We start from the raw sequence: 18,858 nt of genomic DNA on the forward strand, positions 1-18,858 counted from the left end.
CGCCTGACGCGCAGGAGGACCATGATGTCAGAAGCAAAGACCACCATCGACGCCGGCGACGGGCGCGGTTTCGCCGCCTATGTCAGTCGGCCGGAGAAACCGAACGGCCACGCCGTGATCGTCCTGCAGGAGATATTCGGCGTGACCGATGCGATACGCGGCGTGGCCGATCGCTATGCGGCCGAAGGCTATCTCGCGCTGGCGCCCGACCTTTATTGGCGCATCGAGCCCGGCATCGAGCTGAGCCATGCCAAGGCCGACGTCGAGCGCGCGTTCCAGTATCTGGAGCGGTTCGACGAAGAGGCGGGCCTGGCCGACATCGGCAGGGTTGCCGCGCACATCCGTGCGATGCCGGGCTTCCGGGGCCACGTGGCGGTGGTGGGCCTGTGCCTGGGAGGAAAGCTGGCATTCCGCTGCGCCGCCAGGCTCGAGGTCGATGCGGCGGCCGTGTTCTATGGCGTGGGGGTGGAGGATCATCTGGACGAGGCGGCCGCCTTGCGTTGCCCGGTGGTGCTGCACTACGGCGACCAGGACCGCTACGCGTCCGCCCAGGCGCAGGCCAGGATCGAAGCTGCGCTGCCACCCACGGCGGGCGGAGGCTTTTACCGATATCCCGGGGTCGGTCACGGTTTCTACACACGGGGCGAACCGGAGGCGGCCGCGCTGGCCCACGATCGGACCACGGCGTTCCTGCGGACTGCCTTGGGGGCAGGCAATCGATGAAAGTCCTTCAAGGGATCCGGGTGCTCGACCTGGGGAATTTCATTACCGCGCCGCTGGCCGGCATGTCGCTGGCCGAACTGGGGGCGGACGTCGTGAAGATCGAGCGGCCGGGCAGCGGCGACCCGTTTCGCGCATTCAAGGGGGGGCTCTACAGTCCCCAGTTCCAGGCGCACAACAGGAACAAGCGCAGCCTGGCGCTGGACTACACCCGCCCCGAGGGGCGGGCCGTGCTGGACAAGCTGGTGGAAGACGCCGACGTGCTGCTCCTGAACATGCGTCCGGGCGTGGAGGAGCGGCTGGGCCTGGGCGCCGAGCGTCTGCGTCGGCTCAATCCCCGCCTTGTTTATTGCGCCATCACGGGCTTCGGCGCCAGCGGCCCCTATGCCGGCAGGCCAGCCTACGACAACGTGGGGCAGGCCGTCTCGGGATGGCTGTCCATGTTCCACCGCGGCGAGGATCCGCGGGTGGCCGGCCCCGCGGTGTCCGATGCCGTGACGGGCATCTACGCCTGCCTGGGGATCCTGGGCGCCCTGGTGGAGCGGGCATCGACCGGCCAGGGGCGCAAGGTCGAGGTCAACATGCTCGAGGCGATGATCGCCATGGCCTGCGAGCCGCTGGGTTCGATGCTGGCAACGGGCCGGCCGCCCAGCCTGTACGGACGGGCGGCCATGTCGCAGTCGTACATCCTGACCTGCCAGGACGGGCGCCGCATTGCCCTGCATCTTTCGTCGCCCGACAAGTTCTGGCGCGGCCTGGTCCAGGCGATCGACCGCCCGGACCTGCTCGCGGCCTATCCTGCGCGCCACGACCGCGTGGAACGCTACGACGAGCTGGCGCGCACGCTGGCCGAGGTGTTCGCACAGCGGGAGCGGGAGTACTGGCTGCCTCGGCTCGAAGCCCATGACGTTCCGTTCACCCCGGAACGAACGTTGGATGAACTGGACGAGGATCCGCAGGTGCGTCACCTGGGCGTCTTCTACACGCAGCAGCATCCGCGCCACGGCACGCTGCGCGCCGCGCATCGCGCGATCCGTTACGACGGCGACCACGACAGCAATTTCCTGCCTCCGCCCGACCTGGGCGAGCACACGGAAGAAGTCTTGCGGGAGGCAGGTTTTTCCGAAGCCGCCATGACCGAGCTCAGGCAGGCCCGAATCATCTAACGCGGATCTTTCCGCACGAAGGGGATGACGATGAAGTTGGCACGCTTCACGGGGGCGCTGTGCGCGCTGGGCCTGGCGGTTGCCGCCGGCCAGGCGGGCGCGGCCGGGTGGCCGGATCGGCCGGTACGCATCGTCGTCTCGTCGGGGGCGGGCGGAACCGCCGACATCGTCGCCCGCCTGCTCGCGCAAAAACTGGAGGCGGCCTTCGGCCAGCCGTTCATCGTCGAGAACAAGCCGGGGGCGGGCGGGCATGTGGGTGCGGCCCAGGTGGCCCGTTCGCCGGCGGACGGCTACGTATGGCTGATGAGCGGTAGTCCGACGCACTCGGTCGGGCCGCATCTGTACAAGAACCTTCCGTATGACCCGATGCGCGACGTGCCGCCCGCCGCCATGGTCGCCATTGCGCCGAACCTGCTGGTCGTCAATCGCGAACTGCCCGTGCGATCGGTGGCGGAACTCGTGGCGCTGGCGCGCGAGAAGCCCGATGAGCTGACCTATTCGTCGGCCGGCAACGGCACGTCGGGACACCTGGCGGGGGCCTTGTTGCAGAGCATGGCCGGAGTTCGCTTCAAGCACGTGCCGTACAAGACCGGACCGGACGCGGTGACGAGCGTCATCGCCGGCGACGTCTCCATGACCTTCTTTACCGTGCCTGCCGTGATGAAGCAGGTGCAGGCGGGCCGCCTGCGCGCGCTGGCCGTGACGTCGAGCGCACGGACGTCGCTCGCTCCCGATCTGCCGACCGTGGCCGAGGCAGGCTATCCGGGATTCGATGTGCTGGGCTGGTACGCCCTGTTCGCGCCCAAGGATACGCCCACGCAGATCGTCGACCGCCTGAGTGCGCAGGTCGAGCGCATCCTGGCCCAGGCCGACGTGCGTGAAAGACTCCAGCAGCTGGGCGCGGAACCGCACTACCTCGATGCCAAAGACCTGACCGCCTACGTCGCGGCCGAATCACCGAAGTGGAAGGCGCTGATCGAGGCGTCGGGCGCAAGGGTGGACTGATGGACGGGAGCCGTCGGGCCGAGCGCATCGTGCGCTGGGAGGTGTTCGTCCGCAGCCTTGCCTATGGACGCGAGGTCCGCTGGAGCGACATGACCGAGGCGGCCGCGCAGTTCGTGATCCTGCGCATCGAGACCGAGTCCGGCGCGGCGGGGGCGGCCGAGGTCGTGGTCAAGCCGACGTGGGTCGGCGCCACGGCAGCCAGTCTCGTCGCCACGCTGCGCGAGGTGTTCGAGCCCTTGGTCCGGCAAACGGGATTGTCAGGTCCGCAGTCATTGCGCGGCGTACTCGATGCCATCCCGGGAAACACCGTCGCCAAGGCGTTGATCGACAACGCATGCTGGGACTGGGAAGCGTCCCGCCAGGGGCGGCCATTGTGGCGGTTGTGGCAAGGGCGGTCCGAGGTCGAACTGTCCTGGGCCGTTACCCGGCAGGCGCCCGACGCCATGGCGCGCGAGGCCGCCGCGATGGTGCAGGCCCATGGCTTCCGGACCCTGAAGATCAAGGGTGGGCAGGGGCTGCATCTGGACCGGGCCAGCCTGGCGGCGGTACGCCGGGAACTGGGCGATGCCACGCGCCTGTATGTGGATGCCAATGGCGCCTATCCGTTCGAAGACGCTGCGGACTACGTGCGGGCCATGGCGCAGGAAGGCGTGGAGGTCGTGGAAGATCCTTCGCCCTTGTCCCCGGATGGCGCGTTCCAGGCCCTGCAGCGGGACGCGGGCCTGCCGCTGCTGGTCGATTTCGGGATGGCCTCGACGCGGGACGCCCGGCTTTTCCTGGAGCGCGGCGCCGGCATCCTGAGCGCGAAACCGGGGCGCTTCGGCCTTTCGGATGCGCAGGCGATGCGCGATCTTGCCGCCCGGGCACGGGCCGGCACGGTAGCGGGCCTCATGGGCGAGAGCGCCATGGGCACGTGGAGCGGCCTGCAGTTCGCCGCGACGCTGCCGGCGGGCTCGCTACCCGCCGAGCTGAGCTGGTTCCTGTCCATGCGGGAGCAGTACGTCGGGCACGTGCCGGCGATCGTCGACGGCGTGGTGGCCCTGCCCGAGACGCCGTCCGTTGCGGAGCTCGTGGACTGGGAAGCCATGAAAGATTTCAAGGTGCCGTCATGAGCGATATCCGGATGGGCATGCATGCCATCGCCTATGACGAACTGGTCGTGGGCGAGCGCTACGAGGGAAGCGCCCGCACGTTGACGCAGACCGATCTTTCCCTGGCCTGCATGTTGAGCGGAGACTGGCACCCCATACACGCCGACGTCGAGTTCTGCCGTGCGGCAGGCATGCCGGGACCGATGTTCCAGGGCCCCTACGGCATCCTGCTGGCGATGGGCATGGCGACGCAACTGCCCGCGTTCGCGGATCCGGTGGTCGGCGCGATCGGCCTGGCCGATTGGCGATACCGGCGGCCGTTGCGGGTGGGGCACACGGTGCGCGTCCGGGCGACGATCAGCGGCAAACGGGTGACTTCCGATGGCCTGCGGGCGGTGGTGGACAGGCGCTTCGAGCTGCTCGGCCCGGACGGGGAGTTGTTTCAGGAAGGGCATGGAGGAACCATGCTGCGGCTCTCATCCAGGGGGGAACAATCATGATTCTCGGCGACATCGTCGACCACAACGCACGCTGTCTGCGCGACCATCCGGCCTTTCTTTTCGAAGGCCGCGCCATCACGCACGGGGAGTTCGGGCAAAGGGTCAGGCGGCTCGGCAATGCATTGCTCGCCCAGGGTCTGGCGCGTGGCGACCGCATTGCGATCCTGGCCCAGAACTGTCCCGAGTACATGGAAATGTACTGTGTGGCGGGCCTGTGCGGATTCATCGCGGTCGGGATGAACTACCGGCTGTCGGCGGCGGATCAGGCGGCCATCCTGCGTGATTGCGCTCCCGCCCTGCTGGTCTATGACCCGGAGTACGAGGAACGGGTGCGGGAGCTGCGCACCGCCTTGCCTGCGCAGGCCCGGATCATGAAATTGGGCGGCGACGCGGGGGATTCGGGCTACGAGGCGGCCATCGCCCGCGCGGACGCCGTGCCGCCGCCGCTGCGCGCCCGGGACGATGACACGGTGTTCCTGATCTATACCAGCGGCACCACCGGCGCCGCCAAGGGGGTCATGCTGGGCAACGCCGGGCAGGTGGAGCAGGCCCGCATGCTGGCGCTGTCGCACGGCGCGCAGCCCACGGATCGCATGCTCATCGTCATGCCCGCCTATCACATAGGGGGCACCACCGAGTTGCTCAGCTACCTGATCTGCGGCGCGACGATCGTGCTGCACCGCCGGTTCGACGCACGCGAGATCCTGGACAGCATGGCGCGCCATCGCGTGACGGCCGCCCACTTCGCGCCGATCATGATCCAGGCCCTGCTGGACGAGCAGGAAAGGCAGGCCGTGGATCTGTCCAGCCTGAACACGGTCTGCTATGCCTCCGCGCCGATGTCGGTGGCGCTGTCCCGGCGGGCGCATCGCGCGCTTGGCCGGATCTTCATGCAGGTCTATGGGATGACCGAGCACGGGCCCGGCAGCGCGCTCCTGAAACACCAGCACGAGCCGGAGGGAAACTCGGCGCAGGCTGGCCGCATGGCGTCGGCCGGCCAGCCGATACCCGGAGTGGAGATCCGGATCGTCGACGAGCAGGGCCGGGAACAGGAACAGGGGGACATCGGGGAAATCGCGATGCGCTCGGCCGCCATCATGCAAGGCTATTGGGGCAAGCCGGCGGAGACCGCGGCGGCGCTCGACGGCGGGTGGATGAAGACGGGCGATCTCGGCTACTTCGACGAGGACCACTACCTGTTCATCGTTGATCGCAAGAAGGACATGATCATCTCCGGCGGCGAAAACATCTATTCGCGGGAAGTGGAGGAGGCGTTGCTGCTTCACCCCGCGGTCCTGGAGGCGGCGGTGATCGGCGTGCCCGACGAGAAGTGGGGGGAGTCGGTGAAGGCTTTCGTCGCCCTGAAGGCAGGCGGGCAGGCCGACGAGCGCACGCTGATCGAACATTGCCGCCAGCGGCTCGCCAGCTACAAGAAGCCGCGCAGCATCGAATTCATGGCTGCGCTGCCACGCCTGCCGAGCACGAACAAGATCGACAAGAAGGCATTGCGCGCGCCGTACTGGGCAGACAAGGCCAGGCAGGTCGCCTGAGCAGACAGACCAAGGAGACGAACATGAACGTACGCAGGATTCTCGCGCGCGTTGCCGCGCTGGTAGGGTGCGCGGCAGCCGGAGCGGCGCATGGCGAGGCGTTTCCCGCCAGAATGGTACGCATCATCGTGCCCTTCACCGCCGGCGGCCTGGCCGATGTCGTGGCGCGGGGCGTCGCCCAGGAACTGACGACCCGCTGGTCGCAGCCGGTCATCGTCGAGAACAAGCCCGGCGCCAACACCATCATCGCCGCCGAACACGTGGCCCGGGCGGCGCCGGATGGCTACACGCTGCTGATGGCCAACGACCCGACGCTCTCCTCCAACCAGTATCTCTATCGCAAGCTTTCCTACGATCCGGTCAAGGATTTCGTGCCGCTGGTCAATCTCGTGCAGACGCGGGAAATCCTGCTGGCGAGCAGGAAGTCCGGACTGGCCAGCGTGGAGGCGCTCGTGGCACGCGCCAAGGCGCGTCCGGGAGAGGTGACCTACGGCTCGTATGGCGTGGGAAGCAAGGCACAGCTCGATGCCGAGACCTTTTCTTCGCTGGCGGGCATCCGGATGAATCACGTTCCCTACAAGGGCGTCGCCGACGTCATGGCCGCCCTGGTTGGCGGCCAGATCGACGTGGCATGGGTAGGCGTGCCGCCATCCATTCCCATGGTCGAGGGGGACAAGGTCAGGCTGCTGGCGGTCGCGGCGCCGCGGCGGATCGCCGCTTTTCCCGCCGCGCCGACGTTCGCGGAACTGGGGTTTCCGAAGATGGTTTCGCAAGCCTGGTTCGGACTGGTCGCGCCCAGGGACACGCCGGACGGCATCGTGAGCAGGATCGCCGCCGACGTGTCGGCCGTGGTCTCGCAGCCGGCTTTCCTGGATAAGTACGTGACGGGCGTCGGGCTCGAGCCGTTGAACCAGGGACCCGAGGAGTTCGGGCGTTTCCTGGCCCGCGACAGGGCCGAGTACGAGGCGAGCATCCGCAATGCCAAGGTGAAACTGGACTAGCTGGAGAAGACCGATGGATTTCGAGCTGGAACCGGAACTGCGCATGCTGCGCGACGCCGTGCGCCGTTTCGTGGAAAAGGAGTTGTTGCCGCTGGAGGGAAGCTACGCCAACGAGCATGACATTCCCGACGACGTCCGGCAGCGGCTGCAGGACAAGGCCAAGGACCTGGGCTTCTGGGCCTTCGACCTGCCGGAAGAGGTGGGAGGAGGCGGGGTCGGCGTGGTCGGCATGTGTGTCGTGTTCGAGGAACTGGCCCGGTGCAACGTGCCGTCGTTCCGCGCTCCCACGGTGCTGACGCCTTACCTGGGGCCGGTATTGTTCCATGGCAGCCAGGAGCAGAAAGAGGCGTACCTGCTGCCCGTTGCCCGGGGAGAGAAACGTACCTGTTTCGCGCTGACCGAACCGGGAGCGGGATCGGATCCCTCCGGCATGCGGACGACCGCGGTCGCCGACGGCGGTCACTTTGTCCTCAACGGCGCCAAGATCTTCATCACCGGCGCCGACAAGGCGGATTTCGCGCAGGTGTTCGCGCGGACCATCAAGGACGGGCAGGAACTGGGCATCAGTTGCTTCCTGGTCGATCGTGACACGCCGGGGATGCGGCTGGGCCAGAGCTTCCAGCTGATGTCGCCGGACCGGCCGTGGGAACTGCTATTCGACAACGTCCGGGTCCCGGCGGACCGGATGGTGGGCACGGCGGGCCAGGGCTGGGAGCTGGCGCGCGAGTTCCTCGACATGGGCCGCCTCATCCACGGCCCGAAAGCGCTGGGCCGCGCGCAGCGGGCCCTGGACATGGCGATCGCCTATGCCAACGAACGCAGTACGTTCGGGCAGCCCCTGGCCCGGCGCCAGGCCATCCAGTGGATGATCGCCGATTCCATGGTGGAACTCCATGCCGCCAGGTCCATGGTGCTGCATGCGGCATGGAAGGCCGACCGCGGACTGGACTATCATCTCGAGGCGTCGGCGGTGAAGCTCTACGCGGACGAAATGTTGATACGCGTCGTCGACCGGGCCATCCAGATCCACGGCGGCTTGGGGTTGTCCCGCGAATTGCCGCTGGAACTCATGTATCGAGATGCGCGCAGCCGCACCATTACCGAGGGTTCTTCCGAAATGCAGCGGATGATCATTGCGTCGGGAGCGCTGTCCGGCCGGTACGGAGCCAATCGCTTCGAGACTTGAACAGGCCGTGTTGCCGCCAGCGATCGATCGCATTCCACGGAGGGCGGCAATGAACATCGAGAGCATCGATCTGAACCTGTTGGTGGCTTTCGACGCGATGATGCAGGAGCGCAACGTTACCCGGGCCGGCCAGCGGGTGGGCCTGTCCCAGCCGTCGATGAGCCATGCCCTGACCCGCTTGCGGCACTTGTGCGGCGATCCGTTGTTCGTCCGCGTCAAGACCGGAATGGAACCCACGCCGTTCGCGCAGCGCATCGCTCCCAGCGTGCGCGCGGGGCTGGCCATCATGCGCGCGGGGCTGGAGGAGGCCGTGGCGTTCGATCCGGCGCGGTCCGAGCGGATCTTCCAGATCCTGTTGAGCGACATCGGCGAAGTGGTTTACCTGCCGCGCTTGATGCAGCATTTGAAGAAGGTGGCGCCGGGTGTCGGGCTGCGCATACTGCAACTGCCGCGCGAGAGCTACCGTGAAGCGCTGGAATCCGGGGATGCCGACCTTGCGGTGGGGTTCCTGCCCGGCTTGAATGCGGGTTTCTACCAGCAACGCCTATTCAGCGATCGCCACGTCTGCCTGTTGAGGTCGGACCACCCGCGCATCGGGGCATCGCTCAGCCTCCAGAGCTTCAGTGATGAATCGCACATCATGATCGAACCGGCGGGGACGCGGTATAGCCGCGCCTCCCTGCATTCCTCGACCACGACGCTGATCGAGCAATACCTGGAGAAGAACGGGCTGCGCCGCCACATCGCCCTGCGCGTGCCGCATTTCACCATCGTGCCGGAAATCCTGGCCGCCACCGAATTGCTGGTGGTCATCCCCGGTACCGTGGCGCGTCTCATGATGCCCTGGCGTCACGTCAAGATGCTGCCGCTGCCTTTCGAGGTGCCGGAGTTCGAGGTCAAGCAGTTCTGGCATGAGCGCAGCCACCAGGATGCCGGCACCCGCTGGGTGCGCGGCGTTTTCGCGGACCTGTTTCTGGAGAAGGGCCCGCACCTGCCGTGACGGCCCGTTCGCATACGCGGAAAAGTGCAAGCTTCCTTGCATCTATGCAGCGTGACGCCTCGCCGCTCCAGGCATAAGGTTCTGTCCAGCCTTCCCGGCCATGACCAGAACCTGAATTGGAGAGACACATGGGGCACCCCTCCGCCTTGCCGACCATCCGGCAACTGCACGTATTCGAACGAGAAATCCTGAGCGAGGCCGGGCAGGGCGCCAGCCGGCCTTCCCGCCACGTGGTGGCAGCGGCGGTCTTCAAGAATCCCTATGCCGGACGAGGCGCGGCCTCGAAGGAAGACCTGGATCACCTGGTGGACATCTCGACCGAGATCGGCGCGCTGCTGACCGAACGCGTGCTGGCGCGCTTCGCGGGCCAGGAGCGTCCGCGTGCCTACGGCAAGGCCATCATCGTCGGCGTGAACGGCGAGTCCGAGCATGGCGCCGCCATGATCCACCCGCGGCTCGGGCTGTCGATGCGCAAGGGCCTGGGCGCGGGCCCGGCGCTGATCCCCGGCAATGCCAAGGTCGCGTCCGCCGGGGCGTCGATCGACGTGGTGTTCGGCGGCGCCGAGGATGCCTGGGACTATGACGCCATGGACGGGATCGTGGTATCTGTTCCAGGCGCGCCCCTGCCCGACGAGCTGGTGCTTTTCGTCGGCTTCGGCACGGTCCGGATCAATGCACGGGTCAGGGGAGCCAGCGCCGAACAGGTCGCCAGGCTCGTGGCCGACATCAGGAAGTAAAGGAGCGTATCCCACCGGTGCAGCCCGCGCAGACGGGCCAGGCACCGGACCACCCAAGGAGACAACATGAATCGCGAGGAACCCGGCATCACCGGCAGGCTGGCGCGCTGCGCCATGGCTGCGCTGTTCGTCCTGGGCACGGGGCACGCCCTGGCCAAGGACACCGTCAAGATCGCTTTCATCGGGCCGCTGACCGGTGGCGTGTCGTCCACCGGCCTGGGCGGCAGGAACTCCGCCCAGCTCGCGGTGGACCAGCACAACGCCGATCCGTCCAGGAAGTACCGGGTGGAGCTGGTCAAGCTGGACGATGAATGCAAGCCCAACGTGGGGGTGCAGGTGGTGACCCGGGCGGCCACCGATCGTTCCATTATCGGTGCCGTCGCCCACTATTGCTCGGCGGTCGCCATCGTGACGGTGGACACCTTCCATCGCTTTGGCCTGCCCATGGTGGTGTGGGGCGCCGTCCTGCCCGAGATCACCTACGGCAACAACCACAAGGAAATCCACCGCGTCAACGGGACGATGATCAACGAGGGCAAGCTCGCGGCCGAGTACGTGCACAAGTCCGGATTCAAGCGGGTGGCGGTCATCTACGACACGACCGACTACGGCAAGGGCCAGAGCGTGCACTTCACGGAGTTCCTGAAGCAGTACCCGGACGTGACGGTGACCGGATCCTACGGCGTCGACGTGACCCAGCAGGATTTCTCGGCGGAGCTGACCGCGGCCGCCGGCGGCAAGCCGGACGTCATCTGGTTCGGCGGGCTGACGCCGCAGGGCGTGGCGATCCGGGCGCAGATGCAGCGCATCGGCATCTCGACGCCTTTCATCGGTGTGTCGGGCATCCTGAACGAAGGGTTCATCGCCGGCGTGGGGCCCAAGGTCGCCGAAGGCGTCGTGTCTTTCCACAACGGGGCGCCGATCGACAAGTACGCCAAGGGCAAGGAGTTCCTGGCGGCCTATCGCGCCGCGGGATTCAAGGAGGAGCCGGATGCGTACGGTCCCTTCGCCTACAGTGCGGCCCAGTTGCTGATGGACGCGATCGAGAAGGTGGGGCCGAACCGCGCGAAGGTCCGCGACACGCTGAACGCCACCCGCAACTACGACAGCCTGGTCGGCGTCATCAACTTCGACGACCACCGCCAGAACATCACCAATGCCCACCAGTACGTGGTGCAGGACGGAAAGTGGGTGTACTGGCCCGACAGCAAGTACGCCAAGGAGGCGAAGTAGCGCGTCCCCCGATCAACCGGAACAGGCAGGCGCAAGACATGGAAATCTCGTTCGCTTTCCAGCATCTCGTCAATTTCCTGATGCTGGGCTTGATCTACTCGATCGTTGCCGTGGGGTTCTCGCTTTACTTCGGCGTGGTCGACGTCGTCCAGTTCGCCCACGGAGACGTGGTGGCATTGGGCGGGTACGCCGGCCTGGCCGGCATCCTGCTGGCCGTCGCCGCGGGGGCCACGGGCGTGGGACCGGTCCTGGGCATGATCGCGCTCGCGGTGCTGGCCACCGGCGCCGCCGGCGCGCTGATCGGACGCTATCTGGTCATGCCGCTGCGGCAGGCGTCCCCGATCAACGTCCTGCTCATCACCTTGATGACCGGCACCGCGATCCGCGAGGCGCTGCGCCTGTTCGTGCCCGGCGGCTCCAACCCCAGTCCGTTTCCCATGGTGCTGCCCGACGAACTGATGACCTTCGCCGGCGTCAGCCTGCGGGTCAGCAGCCTGATCATCATGGCCGCGGGCGTGCTGGCCATCTTCGGTACGCACTTCCTGCTGAGCCGTACGCGGCTGGGGCTGGCCGTGCGCGGCGTCGCGCAGGACGAGGAGACCGCGCGCTTCATGGGCATCCACTTCAAACAGGTGGTGATCCTGACCTTCGTGCTGGGATCGTGCCTGGGCGCGCTGGCCGGCATCATGTCCGGGCTCTATTACCGCCAGGTCATGTTCAACATGGGGCTGATGCTGGGCGTGATCGGCTTCTGCGCCGCGGTGGTCGGCGGGCTGGGCAGCCTGATGGGCGCCGTGGTCGGCGGCTTCCTGTTTTCCGGCCTGCAGATCCTGGCGACCGTCGCGCTGCCCATTCCCAGCGCCTACAAGGACGTGTTCGCCTTCGCCATGATGATCTGCATCATCGCTGTCCGCCCGACGGGCCTGCTGCGCGAGCGTTTCGAGGAGCGCGTATGAACCACCAACTTTCGGCCCGGAAAGTCGGGAAAGCCGACTGGCGCCTGCCGGCTCCCCAACCGCTCGCCTCGCGGGCATCACGGTCCGATCGCCGGGCCGTGGCGTTCTTCATGGTGGCGGTAGCGGGCGTGCTCGTGCTGGCCTGCATCCTGGCCCTGGAGTCGGAGCTTGCCCTGGCCGGCACGCTGGTGGCGGCCGGGGGACTCTGGTGGTGGGGCCTGCGCGCCGGGATCATCGGCGAGGCGGGGGCGTTCTCGGACCGGCGCCCATGGGCTGCCCGGCTGGTCGTTGCCGGGGCCGCGACGGTTCTCTTGGTCGCCTTCCACGGCGAACACTACGTGCTGCTGATGATCTCCACCGTGCTGCTGTTCGCGGCGGCCTGTGCCGGCATCAACATCCAGACCGGCCTGACCGGCCTGGCCAATTTCGCGGGCGCGGCCTTTTTCGCCTGCGGCGGATACACGCTGGCGGTCCTGGCCAAGAGCACGGCGCTGCCGCATTTCCTGGCCATCCTGGCCGGCGGCGTGGTGGCCGCCGCAATCGGCGCGGTCCTGCTGTTGCCGGTGCTGCGGACCCGCGGCTATTACTCGGCCCTGGTCACGATCGCCTTCGGCATCCTCTGCAGCTCCTTCCTGCAGGTCAACGAACAACTGGGCGGCGCGCAAGGCTTGCAGGTTCCGCCGTTGACGATACTGGGCTGGGACATGGGCAGCGGCTTCGAGGTGGCGGGGCGCGAGGTGTCCTTCTACTTCGCCTATGGCCTGCTCGCGCTGGCGGTTTTCCTGCTGTCTTCGCTGGTGGCCCACGCGATCGAGTGGTCGGCGATAGGCGTGAACCTGGACGCCACGCGCAGCGACGAACTGGTCGGCTCGACCTTCGGCGTCAATCCGCAGCGCTGGAAGATCACGGCTTTCCTGCTGGGCAATTTCCTGATCGGCATCGCGGGCGCGGTGTATGCGGGGCTGACCAGTTTCGTCAGCCCGGCCGGCGCCACCTTCGAGCAGTCGCTGCTGCTGATCTCCATCGTGATCCTGGGCGGCATCGGCAACAGCTGGGGCTCGCTGATCGCCGCCGTGCTCGTGATCCTGCTGCCCGAAAAGCTGCACTCGCTGCAGGAGTATCGCGTGTTGATCTTCTCGGTGTTCGTCGTCGCGGTTCTGCTGTTCCGTCCCAAGGGCCTGGTGCCGCGCCGGATGCGCGATTTTTCGGTGATGGAGGAACGTTCATGAATGACCGGACCCTGGTTTGCAGCGACGTGACCATGCGCTTCGGCGGCCTGGTGGCCCTGGACGCCTTCAGCCTGGAGGTGCGCCCGGGAGAGGTGGTGGGGCTGCTGGGGCCGAACGGATCCGGCAAGACGACCTTCTTCAACGTCGTGACCGGCCTCTACAAACCCGCCTCGGGTGCCATCCGCTTCGGCGACAAGGACTTGTTCCGGAAGGCGCCGAGCGAGATCAACCACGCCGGAATCGCTCGCAGTTTCCAGCGCTGCCGGCTGATGCTGGAGCTGTCGGTGTTCGACAACCTGCTGGTGGGCGCGCACAACCGGCTGCCCAACGGTTTGTTCCGCACCTTGTTCGCACGCGGGGCGGCGCAGCGGTCCCTTGCCGCCTTCATGGGCGCGGCGCGCGATCTGTGCGCCCGCTTCAATCCTTATATCGCTGACCACTTGTTCGAGCCCGCGGGCCGCTTCAACATGATCGACCGGCGGCGCATCGAACTGTGCCGCGCGCTGCTGGGCGAGCCCCGGCTCCTGCTGCTGGACGAGCCGTCGGCCGGGATGACGCACGACGAGACCTTCCGCCTGATGGACGACGTCACGGGTTTCCAGCGCGAGTCGCCGGAATTGTCCATCGTGCTGATCGAACACGAGATGCAGGTCATCGAGCGGGTCAGCCAGCGGTGCGTGGTCCTGAACTTCGGCAGGAAGATCTGCGAGGGCAGCTATCGCACCGTGGTCGCCGACCCCCAGGTCCGCAAGGCGTATCTAGGAGAGGACGCATGAACACCCAGCTCTTGGCGGTGGAAGACCTGGTCGTCGGATACGGCAGCGCGAACGTGCTCGAAGGCGTTTGCGTGCAAGCGGAAGAAGGCCGCATCACCTGCCTGCTCGGGGCCAATGGCGTGGGCAAGAGCACGCTGATCAAGGCCATCTTCGGGCTGGTTCCGGTCCGCCGGGGCCGGGTGCGCTTTCGCGGGCAAGACATCACGGGGTGGGACACCCACCGCATCGTCGCCCAGGGCCTGGCGGCCATTCCGGAAGGCAATCGCGTCTTTCCGCGCATGTCCGTACTCGACAACCTGATGGCGGGCGCCTACCTGGAGCGGTCTCCCGCGAAAATCGCCGCCCGCCTGGAGCGGGTCATGGCCTTGTTCCCCCGGCTGGCCGAACGGCGCGGCCAGTTCGCCGGCACCTTGTCCGGGGGCGAACGTTCGATGCTGTCGATAGGGCGGGGCCTGATGAGCAATCCCCGATTGCTGGTGATCGACGAACCGTCGCTGGGGTTGTCGCCCTTGTTCGTCAAGGAGAACTTCAGGCTGATCCGCGAACTGTGCTGCGACGACTGCGCGATCCTGCTGGTGGAGCAGAACGTGAAGCAGACGCTGGAGGTCTCGCACTACGGCTATGTGATCTCCCAGGGCGCCGTTGCCGTCGAGGGCACGAGCGAGCGCCTGCGCGACAGCGCCGAGGTGGGCAACGCCTATTTCGGTGCCGAGGCCGCGGCGCATTGACCGAAGGTCCGCAGGGCGTCTGATAACATAAGGCCGCTACGTCCTGTCGTGCCTTGTGCTTGCAGCCGCCTCCATCGAGCGTAAGGCACACGAGCCGGTTTGCCTGGTGGCTGCCAGGCATCCGGGAATGCTATGCATGAGACCATGGCCACCAAGTCTTTCTCATTCGAGCAGCTCGGCTGGGATCAGCTGCGTGCCCTGCTCGAGGTTGCCCGGGGTGGTTCGCTGGAATCGGCCGCTAGGCGCCTGGGCGTCGACCAGTCCACGGTCAGCCGCAGGCTGGCGCAGGTCGAATACAGCGCCGGCTCCGCGCTGTTCAAGCGCGACCGCAAGGGCTTGCAGCTCACGCCCATGGGACGCGACGTCCTGGTCCGTCTGGAACGCATGGAAGCCATGCTCCACGAGATCCAGGGCATCACGGCGCAGGGGCAGTCCGTCAGCGGCCGCGTCGTGATCGCCTCGATGGAAGGCGTGGGCGCGCTGCTCATCGCCCGCGCCGCGAAGGCCTTGCTGGACAGGCATCCCGGGCTCGAGGTCCATCTCGTCACCACGTCCAATTTCGTCGACATCGCCCGGCGCGAAGCCGACATCTTCGTCAGCTTCTTCGAACCGCCTTCGGGTTCATTGACCACGCACGGCGTGGCCGAGGTGCCGTTCCAGCTGTATGCCAGCCCGGCCTACCTGGGCGACCGCCGGATTGCCGGTCCCGAGGACCTGGCCGAGGATCTCTTCATCGGCTATATCGACGACCCCATGTACCTGCCCGCCGCGCGCTGGCTGGAGAGCATCATCGAGAAGCCCAGGATAGGCTTTCGCGCGACCAGCATGTTCTCGCAGATGTTCGCCGCGCAGGAAGGTCTGGGCATCGTGATGCTGCCGTCCTACGCCAATGCGGAATCGCTGGGGCTGGTCAAGATCATCGAGGACCGGTATTCCGAGGTGCCGCTGTTCGCCAGCGTGCAGCGCGACATGCAGTATCTGCCGCATATCCGGGTGGTGTTCGAGACGATCGCGGCGTATCTGCAGGAGAAGATAGGGACGGCGGCTTCCAGGAAGTAGGCCGCTGCCGGTCAAACGCAGGAAAACTCGCTGCCCACTTCCTGTACATGGGCGAGAAGCGAACGGCTTTCGTCCGTAAGCGGCGCGCGCTCCCGAAAGATGACGGCGATGTCGCGCTTGAGCGCGGGCACCGTGATCGGCAAGGCCTTGATCGTTCCTTCTTTCACGTCGTCCACGGCTGAATGCGCGGGTAGCAGGGCCAGATGATCGCTGGCGCTGATCAGGGTTTTCATGAAATCGATGGAGCCGCATTCCACCAGGTGCCGGGGATTATCGACGACCTCCGAGGCCAGGAGTTTTTCCAGCGCGCCTCGCTGCGGACCGCTGATCACGGTGCAGACCCAGGGATAGCGGGCGAGGTTGGCCCACGTAAGCTCGGGCTGCTCGAACAACTCGTGGCCTGAACGGGCAAAGATGCACAGCCGATCCCGGAAGAGTACACGCTGCTTCAAGCCGTCGAGGAAGAAATCATAGAACTCGGTCTGGCCGACGATGAAATCGAACTCGCAGCGCAGCAGCCCCAGCAGCAGTTCCACCTGGATTTTCTCGACGACCCGGAGCAATACGTCGGGACGCTGGGCGCTCCATCGTGCGACCGCGAGCGGAATGACCGTGCTGGCAAGGCTGGGCAGGACGCCGATGACGATCATGCGGGACTGCTCCCTGTCGCCTTTCAGTCTCGTCGAGGCGAGATCCATCTCGTCGCGGATGTGGCGGGCATGCGAGTAGATGAGTTCTCCGAGCATCGTGGGCTCGATGCCCGCCGGGCTCCTGACCAGCAGCTTCATCCCGAGATCTTCTTCGAGCCGGTTCATCGACTTCGACAGCGCAGGCTGTGAAATGGCCAGCAGCCGGGCCGCCTTGGCCAGGCTGCCCTGCTCGATGATCGTGGCGAGGTACAGCAGCTTTCGAGGGTCCATGCCGGCTCTCGCGTGCGGAACGAGCTCGGGAAAATGTGCCAGGTCTTCCCATCTTACGCCGTTGGCAGCATTCACGCGGTCTCTCCCGGGCGGGCGCCTATTGGCTGGCCTGGATGTTGTTGTCCCTGATGACCTTGCCCCAACGCTCCGCTTCGCTCTTCATGTATGCCGTCGCCGAGGCGGAGTTGGTGGCGTCGGTGGCAAAGCCCAGTCCCGCGAAACGTTCCTGTACCGCCTTGTCCGTCACAGCCTTGGCGAAGGCGTCGTATAGCCGGGCGACGACTTCAGGAGGTGTCCTGGCGGGCGCAAGGAAGGCATACCACAAGCGGGGGTTGAAGTTGCCGTAACCCAGTTCACCCATCGTGGGGACGTCGGGCAGCGAGGCCAGCCGCTTTTCCGAGGTGATGGCGAGCAAACGTACCTTGCCGGTCGCGGCCAGCGAGCTTGCCTCGGCCGACGATGAGAAGAACAGCTGTACTTGATTGCCCAGCAGCGCCTGGACCGCGTCGGCACTGCCTCGGAAAGGAACGTGCAGTGCCGTGCCTCCCCAGTCGTTGACCAGGCGGGCGGCGGACAGGTGAGCCAGGGTGCCCACCCCGCCGGAGGCGTAGACGACGCCTTGCGGGGATTTCGCCGCTTTCTCGAGGTCGGCGAAGGACTGGATCTTCGATCCCACCGACACCACCGCCACCATGGGAAAGGAACCGATACCGAGAATCGGTACGAAATCCCGCTGCAGATCGTAGGCAAGCTTGGGCATCAATATCGATGCCACCACACCGGATGTGGTCAGACTCAGCACGGTGCAGCCGTCCGGCGCCGCCTTGGCGACGATGTCCGTGCCTATGGTCGTGGTGGCTCCCGCCCGATTCTCGATCACGATGGTCTTGCCAAGGTAGGTGCTTGCCTTTTCGGCGATGGCCCGGCTGATGACGTCGCCGACCCCGCCGGCGGGATTGGGTACGACCATCTTGATGTAGGGCGCGGCGCACCCCTCGGCGGCGCCGGCGTTCGCACCGGCGCCCAGGACGGCCGTGGCGAGCATGGCGAGGCGGGCAATGATTTTGCGGGTGTCGTACACGGCTGTCTCCATTGGATTCTTGTAGTTGGATTCGTCCGATTCAGAATTTCGGCAGATTGATGCGGAAGAATTCCGTTTCCTCGCGTGCGGCGAAGCGCACGCAGCCATCATCGGGGTCGAGTTCGAAGGCCGTATGGGGCCCGTATTCGAGATCGCCGAGTTCGACGCGGCCTTTGCTTATGAAGAGCAGCTCGATCGAATCGCGGCGTCTGTCGTGATAAATCGCGTCGGCTTCCAGGTGAATGAAACCGACGCTGGCGCTGCGTTCCGTGAATGAACCCAGGTCCTTTCGGAAAACCCCGGAATCTTCGGTCGGAATCCATTCGTAATTGAACGGATTCATCATGACCAGGTCGTCATACCGTGGGCGGGAATATGTCAGTTTCCGCCCCATGGCTTTTTCGAAGCAAGCTTCGAAACCATCCTGGTTATGGCGTTTTCCATTTTCATCGTAGTAAGTGAAGATGCCGTCCTTGAATTCGCCGATCTTGGCCAGTTCGCTATTGGCCGCTTCGCGTTCTTCCACGCTCAGGAAACCATGGCCGCTTGCCCCGCCAAACTGGCACACCACCATTTCCAATCCTTCCGGCCTGTCCTGCGGGCCGTAATGGACGCTTTCGGGAAAATACCCCACCCAGCCTTCCGGCATGCTCTTGCCCTTGGCATAAGGGTAGTTTCCCTTCAGGACGTAGCGGATCTGGTCGAAATTGTGCCGGTGGCGCGGCGCGGTCCATCCTCCCGCGCCGGTGCGTCCGACATTCAAGAGATAGTTATTCGGCGATCCATCTTTTCCAGTAAGAAGGAATTTCTGGGCCAGCACGCCTTCTCTCATGGTTCCGACGACTCCCGATTCCGCCGTGGCCTTTTCCGAGATTTTCATGGATCCTCCTGCCGTTTTCTTGAAGGGACTTTCGATAATG

General features: G+C 66.0%; 19 protein-coding genes. 16 read left to right on the forward strand and 3 right to left on the reverse strand.

Annotated elements, in window-relative coordinates; genetic code table 11:
* Positions 1 to 21 precede the first annotated feature (21 nt).
* The 16 genes from EGT29_RS08065 (at position 22) to EGT29_RS08140 (ending at position 15,937) form a co-directional block, all read left to right on the forward strand.
* A complete protein-coding gene (locus tag EGT29_RS08065) occupies positions 22 to 723 on the forward strand; it encodes a dienelactone hydrolase family protein (protein ID WP_124688532.1) in 702 nt (233 codons plus the stop codon).
* A complete protein-coding gene (locus tag EGT29_RS08070) occupies positions 720 to 1,886 on the forward strand; it encodes a CaiB/BaiF CoA-transferase family protein (RefSeq protein ID WP_124688533.1) in 1,167 nt (388 codons plus the stop codon). Before EGT29_RS08065 ends, EGT29_RS08070 begins: the two co-directional genes overlap by 4 nt.
* Positions 1,887 to 1,916: 30 nt before the next feature.
* A complete protein-coding gene (locus tag EGT29_RS08075; protein WP_161567742.1) occupies positions 1,917 to 2,891 on the forward strand; it encodes a tripartite tricarboxylate transporter substrate binding protein in 975 nt (324 codons plus the stop codon).
* A complete protein-coding gene (locus EGT29_RS08080; RefSeq protein WP_124688535.1) occupies positions 2,891 to 4,003 on the forward strand; it encodes a mandelate racemase/muconate lactonizing enzyme family protein in 1,113 nt (370 codons plus the stop codon). Before EGT29_RS08075 ends, EGT29_RS08080 begins: the two co-directional genes overlap by 1 nt.
* The gene (locus EGT29_RS08085; RefSeq protein ID WP_124688536.1) at positions 4,000 to 4,482 is read left to right on the forward strand and encodes a MaoC/PaaZ C-terminal domain-containing protein; all 483 of its coding nucleotides are present in this window, start codon (positions 4,000 to 4,002) and stop codon (positions 4,480 to 4,482) included. Before EGT29_RS08080 ends, EGT29_RS08085 begins: the two co-directional genes overlap by 4 nt.
* Positions 4,479 to 6,032, forward strand: coding sequence for a long-chain-fatty-acid--CoA ligase (locus EGT29_RS08090; RefSeq protein WP_124688537.1), 1,554 nt, complete (start codon positions 4,479 to 4,481; stop codon positions 6,030 to 6,032). The genes EGT29_RS08085 and EGT29_RS08090 overlap by 4 nt, the downstream gene beginning before the upstream one ends.
* Positions 6,033 to 6,055: 23 nt before the next feature.
* Complete coding sequence (locus EGT29_RS08095) at positions 6,056 to 7,033, forward strand: tripartite tricarboxylate transporter substrate binding protein (RefSeq protein WP_124688538.1); 978 nt, start codon at positions 6,056 to 6,058, stop codon at positions 7,031 to 7,033.
* 13 nt (positions 7,034 to 7,046) lie between these two features.
* Entirely contained in the window at positions 7,047 to 8,219 is a 1,173-nt protein-coding gene (locus EGT29_RS08100) for an acyl-CoA dehydrogenase family protein (protein ID WP_124688539.1), read from the forward strand.
* A gap of 49 nt (positions 8,220 to 8,268) precedes the next feature.
* Positions 8,269 to 9,219, forward strand: a complete 951-nt coding sequence (locus EGT29_RS08105) for a LysR family transcriptional regulator (protein ID WP_124688540.1) — start codon at positions 8,269 to 8,271, stop codon at positions 9,217 to 9,219.
* A 128-nt stretch (positions 9,220 to 9,347) separates the two neighbouring features.
* The gene (locus EGT29_RS08110; RefSeq protein ID WP_124688541.1) at positions 9,348 to 9,956 is read left to right on the forward strand and encodes an amino acid synthesis family protein; all 609 of its coding nucleotides are present in this window, start codon (positions 9,348 to 9,350) and stop codon (positions 9,954 to 9,956) included.
* A gap of 66 nt (positions 9,957 to 10,022) precedes the next feature.
* Positions 10,023 to 11,189, forward strand: a complete 1,167-nt coding sequence (locus tag EGT29_RS08115; protein WP_124688542.1) for a branched-chain amino acid ABC transporter substrate-binding protein — start codon at positions 10,023 to 10,025, stop codon at positions 11,187 to 11,189.
* 38 nt (positions 11,190 to 11,227) lie between these two features.
* Positions 11,228 to 12,145: a branched-chain amino acid ABC transporter permease gene (locus tag EGT29_RS08120; RefSeq protein ID WP_192901803.1), complete on the forward strand. Its 918-nt coding sequence runs from the start codon at positions 11,228 to 11,230 to the stop codon at positions 12,143 to 12,145.
* Positions 12,142 to 13,374, forward strand: a complete 1,233-nt coding sequence (locus EGT29_RS08125; RefSeq protein ID WP_124688543.1) for a branched-chain amino acid ABC transporter permease — start codon at positions 12,142 to 12,144, stop codon at positions 13,372 to 13,374. The genes EGT29_RS08120 and EGT29_RS08125 overlap by 4 nt, the downstream gene beginning before the upstream one ends.
* Complete coding sequence (locus EGT29_RS08130; RefSeq protein ID WP_124688544.1) at positions 13,371 to 14,150, forward strand: ABC transporter ATP-binding protein; 780 nt, start codon at positions 13,371 to 13,373, stop codon at positions 14,148 to 14,150. The genes EGT29_RS08125 and EGT29_RS08130 overlap by 4 nt, the downstream gene beginning before the upstream one ends.
* Positions 14,147 to 14,878, forward strand: a complete 732-nt coding sequence (locus EGT29_RS08135; protein WP_124688545.1) for an ABC transporter ATP-binding protein — start codon at positions 14,147 to 14,149, stop codon at positions 14,876 to 14,878. Before EGT29_RS08130 ends, EGT29_RS08135 begins: the two co-directional genes overlap by 4 nt.
* Positions 14,879 to 15,022: 144 nt before the next feature.
* Entirely contained in the window at positions 15,023 to 15,937 is a 915-nt protein-coding gene (locus tag EGT29_RS08140) for a LysR family transcriptional regulator (protein ID WP_124688546.1), read from the forward strand.
* Between the two features lie 11 nt (positions 15,938 to 15,948).
* Here EGT29_RS08140 and EGT29_RS08145 read toward each other — a convergent pair whose 3' ends face one another.
* Genes EGT29_RS08145 through EGT29_RS08155 form a run of 3 tightly spaced genes read right to left on the reverse strand, consistent with a single transcriptional unit; the run spans position 15,949 to position 18,818 of the window.
* Entirely contained in the window at positions 15,949 to 16,932 is a 984-nt protein-coding gene (locus EGT29_RS08145; protein WP_124688547.1) for a LysR family transcriptional regulator, read from the reverse strand.
* A gap of 22 nt (positions 16,933 to 16,954) precedes the next feature.
* Complete coding sequence (locus tag EGT29_RS08150; RefSeq protein WP_124688548.1) at positions 16,955 to 17,938, reverse strand: tripartite tricarboxylate transporter substrate binding protein; 984 nt, start codon at positions 17,936 to 17,938, stop codon at positions 16,955 to 16,957.
* 40 nt (positions 17,939 to 17,978) lie between these two features.
* Positions 17,979 to 18,818 (reverse strand): hypothetical protein, encoded by an 840-nt coding sequence (locus EGT29_RS08155; protein ID WP_124688549.1) that lies wholly within the window; start codon positions 18,816 to 18,818, stop codon positions 17,979 to 17,981.
* Positions 18,819 to 18,858 lie beyond the last annotated feature (40 nt).

Origin of the sequence: Pigmentiphaga sp. H8, assembly GCF_003854895.1 — a bacterium.
In the GTDB taxonomy this organism is placed as follows: domain Bacteria; phylum Pseudomonadota; class Gammaproteobacteria; order Burkholderiales; family Burkholderiaceae_B; genus Pigmentiphaga.

Coding starts and splice junctions, on each gene's coding strand:
- EGT29_RS08065 (WP_124688532.1), top strand. CDS start 22: ATGATGTCAGAAGCAAAGACCACCATCGACGCCGGCGACGGGCGCGGT.
- EGT29_RS08070 (WP_124688533.1), top strand. CDS start 720: ATGAAAGTCCTTCAAGGGATCCGGGTGCTCGACCTGGGGAATTTCATT.
- EGT29_RS08075 (WP_161567742.1), top strand. CDS start 1,917: ATGAAGTTGGCACGCTTCACGGGGGCGCTGTGCGCGCTGGGCCTGGCG.
- EGT29_RS08080 (WP_124688535.1), top strand. CDS start 2,891: ATGGACGGGAGCCGTCGGGCCGAGCGCATCGTGCGCTGGGAGGTGTTC.
- EGT29_RS08085 (WP_124688536.1), top strand. CDS start 4,000: ATGAGCGATATCCGGATGGGCATGCATGCCATCGCCTATGACGAACTG.
- EGT29_RS08090 (WP_124688537.1), top strand. CDS start 4,479: ATGATTCTCGGCGACATCGTCGACCACAACGCACGCTGTCTGCGCGAC.
- EGT29_RS08095 (WP_124688538.1), top strand. CDS start 6,056: ATGAACGTACGCAGGATTCTCGCGCGCGTTGCCGCGCTGGTAGGGTGC.
- EGT29_RS08100 (WP_124688539.1), top strand. CDS start 7,047: ATGGATTTCGAGCTGGAACCGGAACTGCGCATGCTGCGCGACGCCGTG.
- EGT29_RS08105 (WP_124688540.1), top strand. CDS start 8,269: ATGAACATCGAGAGCATCGATCTGAACCTGTTGGTGGCTTTCGACGCG.
- EGT29_RS08110 (WP_124688541.1), top strand. CDS start 9,348: ATGGGGCACCCCTCCGCCTTGCCGACCATCCGGCAACTGCACGTATTC.
- EGT29_RS08115 (WP_124688542.1), top strand. CDS start 10,023: ATGAATCGCGAGGAACCCGGCATCACCGGCAGGCTGGCGCGCTGCGCC.
- EGT29_RS08120 (WP_192901803.1), top strand. CDS start 11,228: ATGGAAATCTCGTTCGCTTTCCAGCATCTCGTCAATTTCCTGATGCTG.
- EGT29_RS08125 (WP_124688543.1), top strand. CDS start 12,142: ATGAACCACCAACTTTCGGCCCGGAAAGTCGGGAAAGCCGACTGGCGC.
- EGT29_RS08130 (WP_124688544.1), top strand. CDS start 13,371: ATGAATGACCGGACCCTGGTTTGCAGCGACGTGACCATGCGCTTCGGC.
- EGT29_RS08135 (WP_124688545.1), top strand. CDS start 14,147: ATGAACACCCAGCTCTTGGCGGTGGAAGACCTGGTCGTCGGATACGGC.
- EGT29_RS08140 (WP_124688546.1), top strand. CDS start 15,023: ATGGCCACCAAGTCTTTCTCATTCGAGCAGCTCGGCTGGGATCAGCTG.
- EGT29_RS08155 (WP_124688549.1), bottom strand. CDS start 18,818: ATGAAAATCTCGGAAAAGGCCACGGCGGAATCGGGAGTCGTCGGAACC.